At 61.9% G+C, this 12,775-nt stretch carries 14 protein-coding genes; 3 read left to right on the top strand and 11 right to left on the bottom strand.

Annotated elements, in window-relative coordinates; translation table 11 throughout:
- Positions 1 to 10 precede the first annotated feature (10 nt).
- The 6 genes from C0V73_RS01540 to C0V73_RS01515 form a co-directional block, all read right to left on the bottom strand.
- Positions 11 to 1,195, bottom strand: coding sequence for an efflux RND transporter periplasmic adaptor subunit (locus C0V73_RS01540; RefSeq protein ID WP_102018235.1), 1,185 nt, complete (start codon positions 1,193 to 1,195; stop codon positions 11 to 13).
- 319 nt (positions 1,196 to 1,514) lie between these two features.
- Positions 1,515 to 2,507 (bottom strand): ABC transporter substrate-binding protein, encoded by a 993-nt coding sequence (locus tag C0V73_RS01535; protein ID WP_102018234.1) that lies wholly within the window; start codon positions 2,505 to 2,507, stop codon positions 1,515 to 1,517.
- 30 nt (positions 2,508 to 2,537) lie between these two features.
- On the bottom strand, positions 2,538 to 3,404 hold the full coding sequence (locus C0V73_RS01530) for an ABC transporter permease (RefSeq protein WP_102018233.1): 867 nt from the start codon (positions 3,402 to 3,404) through the stop codon (positions 2,538 to 2,540).
- On the bottom strand, positions 3,401 to 4,288 hold the full coding sequence (locus C0V73_RS01525; RefSeq protein ID WP_102018232.1) for an ABC transporter permease: 888 nt from the start codon (positions 4,286 to 4,288) through the stop codon (positions 3,401 to 3,403). The genes C0V73_RS01530 and C0V73_RS01525 overlap by 4 nt, the downstream gene beginning before the upstream one ends.
- Positions 4,288 to 4,623 carry a hypothetical protein gene (locus C0V73_RS01520; protein WP_102018231.1) on the bottom strand — a complete coding sequence of 112 codons (336 nt, stop codon included), beginning with the start codon at positions 4,621 to 4,623 and terminating at the stop codon, positions 4,288 to 4,290. The genes C0V73_RS01525 and C0V73_RS01520 overlap by 1 nt, the downstream gene beginning before the upstream one ends.
- Before the next feature lie 24 nt (positions 4,624 to 4,647).
- Entirely contained in the window at positions 4,648 to 5,436 is a 789-nt protein-coding gene (locus tag C0V73_RS01515) for an ABC transporter ATP-binding protein (RefSeq protein ID WP_102018230.1), read from the bottom strand.
- A gap of 124 nt (positions 5,437 to 5,560) precedes the next feature.
- Here C0V73_RS01515 and C0V73_RS01510 point away from each other — a divergent pair, with 124 nt between their 5' ends.
- Positions 5,561 to 5,974 (top strand): cupin domain-containing protein, encoded by a 414-nt coding sequence (locus C0V73_RS01510; protein WP_102018229.1) that lies wholly within the window; start codon positions 5,561 to 5,563, stop codon positions 5,972 to 5,974.
- 8 nt (positions 5,975 to 5,982) lie between these two features.
- Here C0V73_RS01510 and C0V73_RS01505 read toward each other — a convergent pair whose 3' ends face one another.
- From C0V73_RS01505 to C0V73_RS01485, 4 genes are all read right to left on the bottom strand, one after another.
- A complete protein-coding gene (locus C0V73_RS01505; RefSeq protein WP_102018228.1) occupies positions 5,983 to 6,447 on the bottom strand; it encodes a hypothetical protein in 465 nt (154 codons plus the stop codon).
- A gap of 2 nt (positions 6,448 to 6,449) precedes the next feature.
- Entirely contained in the window at positions 6,450 to 7,907 is a 1,458-nt protein-coding gene (gene hydA / locus C0V73_RS01500; RefSeq protein ID WP_102018227.1) for a dihydropyrimidinase, read from the bottom strand.
- Between the two features lie 310 nt (positions 7,908 to 8,217).
- A complete protein-coding gene (locus tag C0V73_RS01490; RefSeq protein ID WP_245407847.1) occupies positions 8,218 to 8,856 on the bottom strand; it encodes a DUF559 domain-containing protein in 639 nt (212 codons plus the stop codon).
- Positions 8,853 to 10,106: a Zn-dependent hydrolase gene (locus tag C0V73_RS01485; RefSeq protein ID WP_102018224.1), complete on the bottom strand. Its 1,254-nt coding sequence runs from the start codon at positions 10,104 to 10,106 to the stop codon at positions 8,853 to 8,855. The genes C0V73_RS01490 and C0V73_RS01485 overlap by 4 nt, the downstream gene beginning before the upstream one ends.
- A gap of 288 nt (positions 10,107 to 10,394) precedes the next feature.
- Here C0V73_RS01485 and C0V73_RS01480 point away from each other — a divergent pair, with 288 nt between their 5' ends.
- Complete coding sequence (locus C0V73_RS01480) at positions 10,395 to 11,060, top strand: TetR family transcriptional regulator C-terminal domain-containing protein (RefSeq protein ID WP_102018223.1); 666 nt, start codon at positions 10,395 to 10,397, stop codon at positions 11,058 to 11,060.
- Here C0V73_RS01480 and C0V73_RS01475 read toward each other — a convergent pair.
- Positions 11,050 to 11,991: a DMT family transporter gene (locus C0V73_RS01475; protein WP_102018222.1), complete on the bottom strand. Its 942-nt coding sequence runs from the start codon at positions 11,989 to 11,991 to the stop codon at positions 11,050 to 11,052. The genes C0V73_RS01480 and C0V73_RS01475 overlap by 11 nt on opposite strands.
- Before the next feature lie 148 nt (positions 11,992 to 12,139).
- Between C0V73_RS01475 and C0V73_RS01470 the strand changes: the two genes are divergently transcribed.
- Positions 12,140 to 12,772, top strand: a complete 633-nt coding sequence (locus C0V73_RS01470; protein ID WP_102018221.1) for an exopolysaccharide biosynthesis protein — start codon at positions 12,140 to 12,142, stop codon at positions 12,770 to 12,772.
- Positions 12,773 to 12,775 lie beyond the last annotated feature (3 nt).

The following is a 12,775-nucleotide window of genomic DNA, read 5'->3' as shown; positions in this document are numbered from 1 at the left end:
TCGTCGCCCTTCAGTTGGAAACGCTGCTGGTGTCTTCCACGGGGTTGATCTTGTCCCCGTCGCGGACAAACACGCCCGCCTTTGCGACGACCTTGTCGCCTTCATCGAGGCCTTCGGTCACCTGAATGTAGGACCCGTCCTGGATGCCCGTCTTGATCTCGACCATCTGCACGGTTCCGTCTAGAACCTTGCGCACCGTCGTCTTGCCGCCTTCGGTGGTGATCGCAGACAGCGGCAAGGCGATCCCCTTTGCTTCGCTGACAATGATCGCGGCGCTGCCATACATGCCCGACCGGGCGGCCAGATCGTCGTCGAGTGCGATATGAACCGCGCCCAGACGGGTGACCGGATCGACGACCGGGGAGATGAGGCGCACAGACCCTGTGAGGGGTTGCGTGCTGCCAGCAATCGTCACGGCTGCCTTCTGGCCCTGCTTGAGGCGCAGGATATCATTTTCCGGGACATCCGCCACCAGTTCGATCTGCCCGTCGCGGATGACCGTGAAGAGCGGCTGGCCGGCGCCGGTTGCGATGGCGCCGATCCGGGCGTTGCGCACCGAAATGGTGCCTGTGACCGGCGACTTGATGTCGGTGCGGGCAAGGCGGAGATCGGTATCGGCAATCTGCGTGTCGACGACCTTGATGTCGGCTTCAGCGACGGTGATCGCCTGGCGGGCGGTCTCGACCCGGGCGGTCGCGCTGGCGAGCGACGTTTCGGCCTGCTCTTTTTGTGAGGTGGAGACGGAACCTGATGAGACCAGACGCGTTGCACGTTCAAACTGACGCTGGGCGTCGTTGAGGCTCGCTTCGGCTTCCACCAACTGCGCCTGATACTGGGCAAGGGCGGCTTCCGCCTTTGCGCGGTTGGCGAGATACTGGCTGCGCTGAAGCAGGAGTGTGTCTTCGCTCAGCTTCGCGACCACCGCGTCGGCCTGCACGGTGTCGCCGACATCGGCGTTCAGGGACTGGATCTGCAGACCCTCGACCTGAGGCTGGATCTGCACCTCTTCCTCGGCGCGCAATGTGCCGGTGGAGACGACCCTGTCGACGAGGTCACGGCTCTCAGCCGCTGTGACGATAATGGCCGGGAGGTTCTGCGCTGGTGCCGCCGGCTGTTCCTGGGCAATTGCGACCGAGGCCGCCAGCGACAGAGTGGCAACCATCAGCACGGACTTCGCGCTCGCGTTTCGAAACATGAGACCCTTCCCAGAGAATGATAAGACCAGTTTTGAAAGCATTACGTCTTGTCAGCCGGATCGGCTCACAGCGTCGTTAACGACACTCATACGCTGTTTTCAACTTTTCGGCATCTGAACCCAGATGAAGAGGTGGGGGATCGCAAAACCCCTTGCAAGAGGCTTAACGGCCATTTGCGATGCGCTTGTGAAAATAGTTCAATATAGAACGATGGTGTTGCCGATTTGCCAGTCCCGGCGACAGAAAATGATCAGTAAAACCTACAAATAGACACGGGGATTGTTCCCCGTGTCCTTTATTCGCTGTGGTCCGCCAAGACTATTTCAGGGCCGCGTCAGTGATCTCGGTCGTGAAGGCACCGGCCGGCTCCTTGGTGATCACCGGATCCGAACCGCCGCCGAGCAGGGTCTTGACCGTGCGGTCATAGTCGGCCTTGTCGAGCGTGCCGTTAGAGCCAGCAGTCAGCTTGGCGACTTCGCTCATCATGCGCTTCTGATGGGCTTCGGTCTGGGCGCCGGAGGCGTCGTTCTCGAGCACGATTTCAGCAGCTTCGTCCGAATTGGCTTCGGCATATTTCCAACCCTTCATCGAAGCGCGGACGAACTTGACCATCTTTTCCTTGAAGGCCGGGTCGGCGAGCTTGTCTTCGAGGACGTAGAGACCGTCTTCGAGGGTCGCCACACCTTCGTCTTCATACTTGAAGGTCACGAGGTCTTCCGCCTTGATGCCGGCATCGATGACCTGCCAGTACTCGTTGTAGGTCATGGTCGAGATGCAGGCTGCCTGCTTCTGGAGAAGCGGGTCGACGTTGAAGCCCTGCTTGAGAACAGTCACGCCGCCTTCCGAACCGTCGGTCTTGATACCGAGCGTGCTCATCCAGGACAGGAAGGGATATTCGTTGCCGAAGAACCAGACGCCGAGCGTCTTGCCCTTGAAGTCTTCCGGCTTGGTGATGCCGGTTTCCTTGAGGCAGGTCAGCATCATGCCCGAGGACTTGAAGGGCTGGGCGATGTTGACCAGCGGAACGCCCTTTTCGCGGGTGGCCAGAGCCGACGGCATCCAGTCGACGATGACATCTGCGCCGCCACCGGCCAGAACCTGCGGAGGTGCGATGTCTGGGCCGCCCGGCTTGATTTCAACGTCGAGGCCTTCTTCTTCGTAGAAGCCCTTGTCTTTCGCGACGTAATAGCCCGCGAACTGGGCCTGGGTTACCCACTTCAGCTGCAGCGTCACCTTGTCGGCAGCGGCGGCCTGCATGGCGGTCAAGGAGACCGCGGCAGCCAGCAGCAGGGATGCGAGTTTGATTGTCATTTCAGTTCCCTCTTTTTTTGTTGGTTCAGTTCACGACCGTCCACCACGGACGGACGGATGCCAGAAGGTGACCCGGCGTTCTGCCAGTGCCACCAATCCGTAGAAGACCGAGCCGGCGAGTGCGGCAACCGCAATCTCGGCCCAGACCATGTCGACATTCGAGCGTCCAACCTCGGTCGAGATACGGAAGCCCATGCCGACAATCGGGGTGCCGAAGAACTCTGCCACGATCGCACCGATGAGCGCGAGGGTGGAATTGATCTTCAGCGCATTGAAGATGAAAGGCCAGGCGGCGGGAAGTCTGAGCCGCACCAGCGTCTGCCACCAGGAAGCGGCATAGGTGTGCATCAGGTCGCGCTCCATGTGACTGGCGGCGGCCAAGCCCTGGACCGTGTTCACCAGCATCGGGAAGAAGGTCATGATGACGACGACCGCGACCTTGGACTGCCAGTCGAAGCCGAACCACATGACCATGATCGGCGCGATGCCGACGACGGGCAGCGCCGAGACGAAGTTGCCGATCGGCAGCAGGCCCTTTTGCAGGAAGGGCGAGCGGTCGATCAGGATGGCAACGAGGAAGCCGAGGCCGCAGCCGGCGACATAACCGGTGATGACAGACTTCAGGAAGGTCTGCTGGAAATCCGCCCAGAGGATATGGGTGGAGGTGAGGATCCGCGCCCAGATCATCGAGGGTGCCGGCAAAAGGATCGAGGGGATCTCGAAGCCGCGCACCATGCATTCCCAGATCACGAGCAGGGTTACGCCGAAGATCAGCGGCACGGCAAGGCCGATGGCGCGCTTGGTCGAGACATCCTTGGGGCGCTGTGCCACCAGCCACTGGTTCAGACCCCAGGCGCCGAGCCAGAAGACGAGGGCGAAGACGAGGTAACCGTTCATGGCTTGACCCCCATGCGTGCGAGCACCCGTGTATGGGCCATGCCGACGATTGATACTAGGAGGGCAGCCAGCCCCGCCGCCATGAAGAGGGCGGCCCAGATCTGGATGGTCTGGCCATAGTAGGAGCCCGAGAGCAGGCGGGCGCCGAGACCGGCGACGGCGCCTGTCGGCAATTCACCGACGATCGCACCGACGAGCGAGATCGCGATCGCGACCTTCAACGAGGTGAAGAGATAAGGCATCGAGGCCGGCCAGCGCAGCTTCCAGAAGGTCTGGGAGGGGCTGGCATTATAGGTATGCATCAGGTCAAGCAGCAGGATATCGGGGCTGCGCAGGCCCTTCACCATGCCGACGACGATCGGGAAGAAGGAAAGATAGGTCGATATCAGGGCCTTGGGCATCAATCCGGAGATGCCGATCGAGTTCAGGACCACGATGATCATCGGCGCAATGGCAAGGATCGGGATCGTCTGGGAGGCGATGACCCAGGGCATCAGCGACTTGTCCATGGCCCTGTTATGGACGATGGCGATGGCGAGCACGATGCCAAGCACGGTGCCCATGGCAAAGCCGGCCAGCGTCGCCGAGAGCGTGATCCAGGCATGGTAGACAAGGCTGCGCTTGGAGGTGATGGCCTTGTTGAACACGGTCTCCCAGAGTTCGGCGACGATCTGGTGCGGGGCCGGCAGGATCGGCCGTTCCTGGGCGAAGGTCCGCTCGACGACCTGGGAGAAGGTGATCTCTTCATTGGCGCGGGCGGCCTGATCGCGGACGAAGGGCGCATTCAGATAGACGACGAAGACATGCCATATGACGAGGATCGCCAAGAGGACCGTCAGGACCGGCAGGACGCGGTCACGGAAGGGGGAAGGGGCCGCCTTCATCAGGCACCTCCTTTTGCGGGATAGAGCATGAGGGCCATGGAGACGACACCAAGGGCGACGCCCGCCGACTGGATGGCGCTCAGTCGTTCGCCAAACAGGAAGAAGGCGATCACGTTGATCAGGACCAGTTGGGCGATGGCCGAGGCGGATATGGCCAGCCCCAAGCCCCCCTCGCGCATCAGCTTCACCATCATCAGATTGCCGAGGCAGTAGAGGGCGAGCGATGCGAGCAGCACCCAGAGCTTGCCGTTGTCGACATAGGCGCGGGAGACGGTTGCGGCACCGAGGAAGGTCGCCATGGCAGCCCCGAGCCAGAGGAGGAAGGTGGGGTTCATGGGGTAATCCCCTTAATCACGGAACTATTCCTCATAGCTATGCCCCGCCTTCAGACCCTCGCGCACCCGATGCGCGATTTCCAGGAATTCCGGCGTCTCGCGGATGTCGAGCGGGCGTTCCTTGGGCAGCGTCGACTCGATGATGTCAGTCACCCGGCCCGGGCGCGGGCTCATGACGACGATCTTGGTCGAGAGGTAGACAGCCTCGGGGATTGAATGGGTAACGAAGCAGATCGTCTTATTGGTGCGATCCCAGAGCTTCAGAAGCTCCGAATTCAGGTGATCGCGGACGATTTCGTCGAGCGCGCCGAAGGGCTCGTCCATCAGCAGAAGATCGGCGTCGAAGGCGAGCGCGCGGGCGATCGAGGCGCGTTGCTGCATGCCGCCTGACAGCTGCCAGGGATATTTCTTGGCAAAGCCCGAGAGGTTGACCAACTCCAGCGTCTGCTCGATGCGCTTCTTCTTCTCGTCGGCACTGTAGCCCATGATTTCGAGCGGCAGTGCGATGTTGTTCTCGATCGTGCGCCAGGGATAGAGGGCGGCGGCCTGGAAGACATAGCCGTAGGAGCGCGCCTTGCGGGCCTCTTCCGGTGTCATGCCGTTGACGGTGATCTCGCCGGCGGTGTGCTTTTCAAGGTCGGCAATGACGCGCAGGAAGGTGGTCTTGCCGCAGCCGGAGGGTCCGATGAAGGAGACGAAATCGCCCTTCTTCACCTCGAGATCGACATTCGACAGGGCGTGGACGGGGCCGTCATTGGTCTCGAAGGTGAGGCTCAGGTTCCTGGCCGAGACGACGGAGTAGGGTGCATTCATGCGCTAGGACCAATCGGGTTTGTTGCAAAGGCAGTCTGCCTCTTGCATTCTTTTGACATGCGGCCGCTCGGGAGCAGCGAGCCGGGAGAGGCGGGCCTGCCGCCGGTGAAAAGAGGACGGGACAATGGACGCATCAGCAAAGCCCACCTGCCGGATCGTGAAGCCCGGCCACACCTATGAGGGCAAGCAGGGACTGAGTTATTTCGAGGGCATTGCCGCCGAGACCGTGGGCGCCAAGGGTATCTGCATGCATGTGCTGACCATGCCGCCCGGTGCACGCGCCAAGGCGCATCTGCACGAGAGCCACGAGACCGCGATCTACATGCTCTCCGGCCAGGCGCATACCTGGTACGGCGACCGGCTGGAGAACCATGTGATCGTGCATGCTGGCGAGCTGTTCTACATCCCGGCCGGCGTACCGCATCTGCCGGCGAACCTGTCGAACGCGCCCTGCACGGCGATCATAGCGCGCACCGATCCGAACGAGCAGGAGAGCGTCGTGTTGCTGCCGGAACTGGATGGGCTGGTTGAGGTGTGACGTCGGGTTCATCTGGCCAGGCTCTCCATTCTCGGGAAAGCGATCAGCCAGTAGATGATCGCGCAAATCATGCCAGTCGGGACTAGCGACATGGCCAACGAGGCTTCGTTCTGGTTAAAGAAGCGGCCCCAGGTTGCCAGTTGCAAAAGGGCGATGCCGGAGAGGGGGCAGGCGGCACCCGCGATAGCGAAATGCCACCAGCGGTTCCAACGCATTCGCAGCAGCACCCAGGTCGCCAGCAAGGTGAAGGGGGCAGCAAGCAACAAGGCAACCGGCAGGATCTCCAGGGTCAGCCGAAGTACCGGCAGGATCGAACCCGGAAAGAGCATGAAGCGCGGCAGGCGGCCGTAAGTGAACGCATCTGTCACTTCAAATGTTGCCCAGATGCCCATGACGCCGACAAACACGGCCGCCGCATAGCCAGCGCCGAAGCGGGCACTCCTCAGCAGCCATGCCTTCTTCGCTGGCCTCACGCTCACACCCCCGTCGCCGGAATGCCCGTGCGTTCCACCTTGCGCGGGGCGACCAGTTCCTTCCAGGTCGACAGCGCCTTGGAAACGGCGGGGAAGGGCTCGCGCTTGACGAACTTGCCGTGGCCCTCGCGGGTCTTCACCGCGCCTTCCTCGATCGCGACATAGCCGCGGGTCAGCGTGTAGCGCGGCAGGCCGGTCACTTCCTTGCCCTCGAAGACATTGTAGTCGATCGACGATTGCTGGGTCTTGGCGGAGATGGTCTTGGAGCGCTTGGGATCCCAGACCACAAGGTCGGCATCGGCGCCGACGAGGACGGCGCCCTTCTTCGGGTAGATGTTGAGGATCTTGGCGATGTTGGTTGAGGTCACTGCGACGAATTCGTTCATCGTCAGGCGACCGGTCGCCACGCCATAGGTCCAGAGCATCGGCATGCGGTCTTCAAGCCCGCCGGTGCCGTTCGGGATCTTGGCGAAGTTGCCGACGCCGAAGCGCTTCTGCTCGCTGGTGAAGGCGCAGTGGTCGGTGGCGACGACCGAGAGCGAACCCGACTGCAGGCCGGCCCAGAGTGAGTCCTGATGCTGCTTGTTGCGGAAGGGGGGCGACATGACGCGGCGGGCGGCGTGGTCCCAGTCCTTGTTGAAATATTCGCTTTCGTCGAGCGTCAGATGCTGGATCAGCGGCTCGCCATAGACGCGCATGCCCTTTTGGCGTGCGCGGCGGATGGCTTCATGTGCCTGTTCGCAGGAGGTGTGCACGACATAGAGCGGAACGCCGGCCATGTCGGCCAGCATGATTGCACGGTTGGTCGCTTCGCCTTCGACTTCAGGCGGACGGGAATAGGCATGGGCCTCCGGACCGTTATTGCCCTCGGCGAGCAGTTTCGCGGTCATCGAAGCGACGACGTCGCCGTTCTCGGCATGCACCATCGGCAGCGCGCCGAGTTCGGCGCAGCGCTGGAAGGAGGCGAACATCTCGTCATCGTTCACCATCAGCGCGCCCTTGTAGGCCATGAAGTGCTTGAAGGTGTTGATGCCGCGATCCTGCACGACAATCTTCATTTCGTCGAAGACGCGCTCGTTCCAGCCGGTGATCGCCATGTGGAAGGAATAGTCAGCCGTGGCGCGGGAGGTCTTGTTGTCCCACATCTGCAAGGCTTCGAGCAGCGACTGATCCGGGCCCGGCAGACAAAAATCGACAACCATGGTCGTGCCGCCGGAGAGGCCGGCGCGGGTGCCGCTTTCGAAGTCGTCGGCGGAATACGTGCCCATGAAGGGCATTTCGAGATGCACATGCGGGTCGATGCCGCCGGGCATGACGTAACAGCCGGCTGCGTCGAGCACGGTGTCGCCTGAGAGGTTCGGCCCGATCTCGACGATCACGCCGCCCTCGATCTTGACGTCGGCCTTGTAGGTCAGATCGGCGGTGACGATCGTGCCGCCCTTGATGACTGTGGTGGTCATATGCTCTCTCCCCGTGTCGTTTTTTTGATGTTCGTGCTCACGAACTCTCGGGCAGGCTTGTCTGCCCAGTGCGCTGCGTTCGCCTCCGGCGCCCCCTCATCCGGCGCTACGCGCCACCTTCTCCCCGCTGGGGAGAAGAGGTCACGCTGGCGTTGCGCGTCCCCAACGGTGAGTGCTGCGGCTCGGAAAATGATGAGGCCAGACTTCTGCTGCGAGGTCTCCGCACGCTCCTTCTTCTCCCCAGCGGGGAGAAGGTGGTCCGAAGGACCGGATGAGGGGGCGCGAAGCGAAGGCTGAAATAGCATGACGGTCACCGGTCTGCCCTTGTCGCTGGCGAGAAACGGATCGCGTCGCAGCGCTCGACAATCCGGCCCTGCAGAACGGCGAGAATTGTATCGAGGACGGCGCTGCGCTCCTGCAGGACCTCGGCGTTCCAGAACCTCAGGACCGAATACCCCTGTCGATTGAGCCATTCGGTTCGACGTTCGTCTTGCGCGTTCTCGGCATGCTGGCTGCCGTCCAGTTCGACGACAAGGCGCTGTTCGCGGCAGATGAAGTCGATGATATAGACACCGATGGGGATCTGGCGGCTGAACTTGTATCCATTCAGCTGACGATTGCGGATGTCTCCCCAGAGACGGTATTCGGCTTCAGTGTCGTTGCTGCGCAGGCTGCGGGCCTGGACTGTTTTTCCGGGCAGCCGTTTTGTCGGATCTTGCGGGTGTGTCATGGCCGTTCGGCCCCCCTCATCCGGCGCTACGCGCCACCTTCTCCCCGCTGGGGAGAAGAGGTCACGCTGTCGTCTTGCGTTCAATGCGTTCCATGATGCGACCCGGCGGGGCATGAGGTCAATGGTCAGCTCAGACGTGGCAACGCGCTCCCTTTTATCCCCAGCGGGGAGAAGGTGGTCCGAAGGACCGGATGAGGGGGCGCGAAGCGAGCGTGTCACCCGACAATCTCCGCCGTCTCCAGCACAGCCCGCAGCAGCACGTCGCAGCCCGCAGACGCCCATTCCTTGGAAATCTCCTCCGCCTCGTTGTGGCTCAAGCCGCCGACGCAGGGGCACATGATCATGGTTGCGGGCGCCACCTTGGCGGCCCAACAGGCGTCGTGGCCGGCGCCGGAGATGATGTTCATGTGGGAATAACCTAAGTCTTCGGCGGCCTTGCGGACGGAGGCGACGAGTTTTTCGTCGAAGGTCACCGGATCGAAATGGCCGACGGCCTCCACCGCACAGCCGACGCCGAGCGCTGAACAGATCTCGGCGGCCTTGGCTTCGATCGTGGCCCGCATGCGGTCAAGCTTTGCCTGCTCGGGCGTGCGGATGTCGACGGTGAAGACAACAGTGCCCGGCAGGACGTTGCGGGAATTGGGCGAGAACTTGACCTGGCCGACACCGCCGACGGCGCCGGGCTGTTCGCTCATCGCCACTTCCTGGACCATTTCCATGATTCGGGCCATTGCAAGGCCGGCATTGACGCGCAGGTTCATCGGGGTCGAGCCGGTATGGGCTTCTCGCCCGGTGAGCGTGAATTCAAGCCACCACAGGCCCTGACAGTGTGTGACCACGCCGATCTGCTTTTCCTCGGCTTCGAGGATCGGGCCCTGCTCGATGTGGTATTCGAAATAGGCATGCATCTTTCGGGCGCCGACCTTTTCGTCGCCGACCCAGCCGATGCGCTTCAGCTCATCGCCAAAGGTCTTGCCGTCCATGTCCTTGCGGCCATAGGCGTAATCCTGGGTCAGTATGCCGGCAAAGACGCCGGAGGCGAGCATGGCAGGCGCAAAGCGGGCGCCTTCCTCATTGGTCCAGTTGGTGACGACGATGGGGTGTTTGGTCTTGATGTTGAGGTCGTTCATTGAGCGCACGACTTCCAGACCGGCGAGCACGCCGAGCACGCCGTCATATTTGCCGCCGGTCGGCTGGGTGTCGAGGTGGCTGCCGATATAGACGGGCAGCGCATCCGGATCGGTGCCGGCGCGGGTCATGAACATGTTGCCCATGGTGTCGACGCCCATGGTGAGCCCCGCATCCTCGCACCAGCGCTGGAAGAGGCGGCGGCCTTCGGCATCCTCGTCGGTCAGGGTCTGACGATTGTTGCCACCCGCCACGCCGGGGCCAATCTTCGCCATGTCCATGAGCATGTCCCACAGCCGATCGCCGTTCACGCGAAGGTTCGTGCCGGGTTGCGCCGTCATTGCAGATCCTCACCTGTTTTTCGGGGATCCGGATCTTCCGCCCGTTCCCCATGTTCCCGGGGTCAGCGACAGCGGCTTGTCTTTGTCTTTTCCGCTGTCGTATCGGCAGTTGCCTTTATTTGACATCTGTCCAATAATTTGACCGACTGGTAAAACATTACAACTTCCATCACGGCACTCAAGACGAAATCGGCAAAATTCTGCGACAAAAATTAAAGCAGATGCCCAGATTTTGGGCTTCAATATTGCTGAGTGAGTTCAGTATCTTAGGCAGGGAACAACTCTAAGATGGCGATACCGAGAGCGGCGCAAACCCAGAGGCGGACGCGGATCCAGGAGGAGAAGGAGGAGCTCATCCTGGAGGCGGCGCTGGAGGTGTTCTCGCAGCGGGGATTTCATGGCTCGACGATCGACCAGATCGCCGAGGTCGCAGGCATGTCGAAGCCGAACCTGCTCTATTATTTCCGCACGAAGGAGGCCATGCACCGGGCGCTGATCGACCGGGTGCTGGAGAACTGGCTCGAGCCCTTGCAGGCATTCGATGCCGATGGTGATCCGGAGGAGGAGATCCGCTCCTATATCCGGCGCAAGCTGGAGATGGCGCGGGAGTTTCCGCGCGAAAGTCGGCTCTTTGCCAACGAGATCCTGCAGGGGGCGCCGCATATCGCGGGCGTGCTTGATGGCCCGCTCAAGGAACTTGTCGACGAGAAGGCTGAGGTCATCCGGGCCTGGATCGCTTCTGGCAAGGTGCGCGATTGCGATCCACATCACATGATCTTCTCGATCTGGTCGACCACCCAGCACTATGCGGATTTCGACGTACAGGTGAAGGCTGTGCTCGGAAGCGGCCGCGACGGGGCGGACCGCTTCGAAGAGGCGGCGCGTTTCCTCGAAGGTCTCTTCGTCAGCGGCCTGATCGTCAAGCCGGCAAGCAGTTCTGTCGTCAGTCCCTGAGCAGGCCCATTACCAGCAGCCCGGCCGCCGTGACCAGAGCGCCGATAAAGACGGCGGGGCTTGCCCAGCCGTGGCCGAGCAGGCCTTCCAGCAGGATGATGAATGTCGGCGTCAGGTAGCCGTAGCCGAGCACCTTGGGAGCCGGCAGGCGCATGGATGCGTATTGCAGCAGCATGAAGGTGATCGCGGTCGTCACGATCGAGAGATAGGCGATGGTTGCCCAGACGGTGCCGGGCAGGTTGACGAAGTCCGTTTCGGCAAGCGGGATCGCGCCGGTCGGCAGTAGCCAGGGGATGGTAAAGACCACAACCCAGAAGCCGAAGGCGACCGGGTTTTCGCCCAGGCCGAATCGCCGGATGAGCGGCACATAAGCGCCGTGGCAGATCACGCCGACGAAATAGATGAGTTCTCCGCGACCGACATCGAAGGAGAGGATGGCGCCGATATCGGCACGAAAGATCACCCAGATCGCGCCAAGGGCGGCGATCACCAGGGCAGCCAGCACGTCGGGACGCGTCTTCTGACCGATGAAGATGAGCGCAAATCCGGCTGATATCAGCGGCATCAGGGTAAAGACCGCGCCCGTCTGTACCGGGCTCGTGAATTCGAGCGCTGCAAACATGGTCAGCATGTAGATGGCGATCAGGCCGCCCAGCAGCGCGTAGCGCCAGACGCGGCGGGGCTTGGTGAAGGGGATGCGCAGGATGCCGAAGGTCATGATGCCCATGACCACCATTGTCATCAGGTAGCGCCAGAGGGTGAGGGGGCCAGCCTCCAGATGCTGGGCCGCCATGCCGCCGAAGGAGAAGGATCCCGCGATCAGGGCGGCAAAGAGCAGCATGGCCGCATGCGCCTTCAGCTTCTCGCGCCCCGTGGCGTGGATCGTGTGGCGATTGACGGGGGACGCGGCGGGCTCTGCTTGGTCTGTCATGATCTGCCTTATGAGGACCGACCTCGACCGTCCTTAGGGGGCGAGACTTGACCGGGCCGGTATTCTCCTTCATCTGCGGCGGGTGGTCGTGCCGCTCGGCATGGCCCTTCACAGATCTTGCCACGGCAGTTAATCGAAAGCGGACCTGATGACAACGATGATCGGCTTCACCGACACGGACAAGAGCACAAGTGCTGTGCTGGAGGACGTGATCCGTTCCATGGACGCGGAGCATATCACGCTCCGCCAGATCCTTGAGAAGATGGGCGAAAGCGGGCTTTTGCTGCTCTGCGGTCTCCTGTCCCTGCCGTTTCTCGTGCCGGTTTCCATCCCGGGTGTCTCGACCGTGTTCGGCGCCGGGATCGTGTTGATCGGCATTGCCGTCACATTCAATCGATTCCCCTGGCTGCCGTCCAAGCTTGCGGATCGCAAGCTCGAGCGCAGCAAGCTCGTGCCGGTGCTGGAGCGTGGACTGACGATCCTGCGCAAGGTCGACCGCTATGTGCGTCCACGTCTGCTGGCTTTGACGACGGGCGGTGTTGTCAGCCGGATCAACGGCCTCGTGCTGACTTTTGCCGGCGTGCTGTTGATGATGCCCTTGAGCTTCATTCCGTTTTCCAACACGCTACCCGGTGTCGCGATCCTCCTGCTCTCAACGGGCATTTCGCAGCGCGACGGTGGCGTGGTGCTGGCAGGGCATCTGCTGGTGGTGCTGACGCTTCTCTATTTCGGCGGTCTTGCCTGGGCGGCTTACGCTGCCGGAAACAGCCTACTGGGCTGACGC

It is taken from the genome of Rhizobium sp. TH135, assembly GCF_002855515.1.
Classification (GTDB): Bacteria; Pseudomonadota; Alphaproteobacteria; order Rhizobiales; family Rhizobiaceae; genus Allorhizobium.
Note: the sequence above shows the minus strand (reverse complement) of the source record. Positions and strands in the feature narration are given on the sequence as shown.

What these genes read in the sequence shown, in the direction of transcription:
- C0V73_RS01540 (WP_102018235.1), bottom strand. Translation starts at nt 1,195, where the DNA reads ATGTTTCGAAACGCGAGCGCGAAGTCCGTGCTGATGGTTGCCACTCTG.
- C0V73_RS01535 (WP_102018234.1), bottom strand. Translation starts at nt 2,507, where the DNA reads ATGACAATCAAACTCGCATCCCTGCTGCTGGCTGCCGCGGTCTCCTTG.
- C0V73_RS01530 (WP_102018233.1), bottom strand. Translation starts at nt 3,404, where the DNA reads ATGAACGGTTACCTCGTCTTCGCCCTCGTCTTCTGGCTCGGCGCCTGG.
- C0V73_RS01525 (WP_102018232.1), bottom strand. Translation starts at nt 4,288, where the DNA reads ATGAAGGCGGCCCCTTCCCCCTTCCGTGACCGCGTCCTGCCGGTCCTG.
- C0V73_RS01520 (WP_102018231.1), bottom strand. Translation starts at nt 4,623, where the DNA reads ATGAACCCCACCTTCCTCCTCTGGCTCGGGGCTGCCATGGCGACCTTC.
- C0V73_RS01515 (WP_102018230.1), bottom strand. Translation starts at nt 5,436, where the DNA reads ATGAATGCACCCTACTCCGTCGTCTCGGCCAGGAACCTGAGCCTCACC.
- C0V73_RS01510 (WP_102018229.1), top strand. Translation starts at nt 5,561, where the DNA reads ATGGACGCATCAGCAAAGCCCACCTGCCGGATCGTGAAGCCCGGCCAC.
- hydA (WP_102018227.1), bottom strand. Translation starts at nt 7,907, where the DNA reads ATGACCACCACAGTCATCAAGGGCGGCACGATCGTCACCGCCGATCTG.
- C0V73_RS01485 (WP_102018224.1), bottom strand. Translation starts at nt 10,106, where the DNA reads ATGACGGCGCAACCCGGCACGAACCTTCGCGTGAACGGCGATCGGCTG.
- C0V73_RS01480 (WP_102018223.1), top strand. Translation starts at nt 10,395, where the DNA reads ATGGCGATACCGAGAGCGGCGCAAACCCAGAGGCGGACGCGGATCCAG.
- C0V73_RS01475 (WP_102018222.1), bottom strand. Translation starts at nt 11,991, where the DNA reads ATGACAGACCAAGCAGAGCCCGCCGCGTCCCCCGTCAATCGCCACACG.
- C0V73_RS01470 (WP_102018221.1), top strand. Translation starts at nt 12,140, where the DNA reads ATGACAACGATGATCGGCTTCACCGACACGGACAAGAGCACAAGTGCT.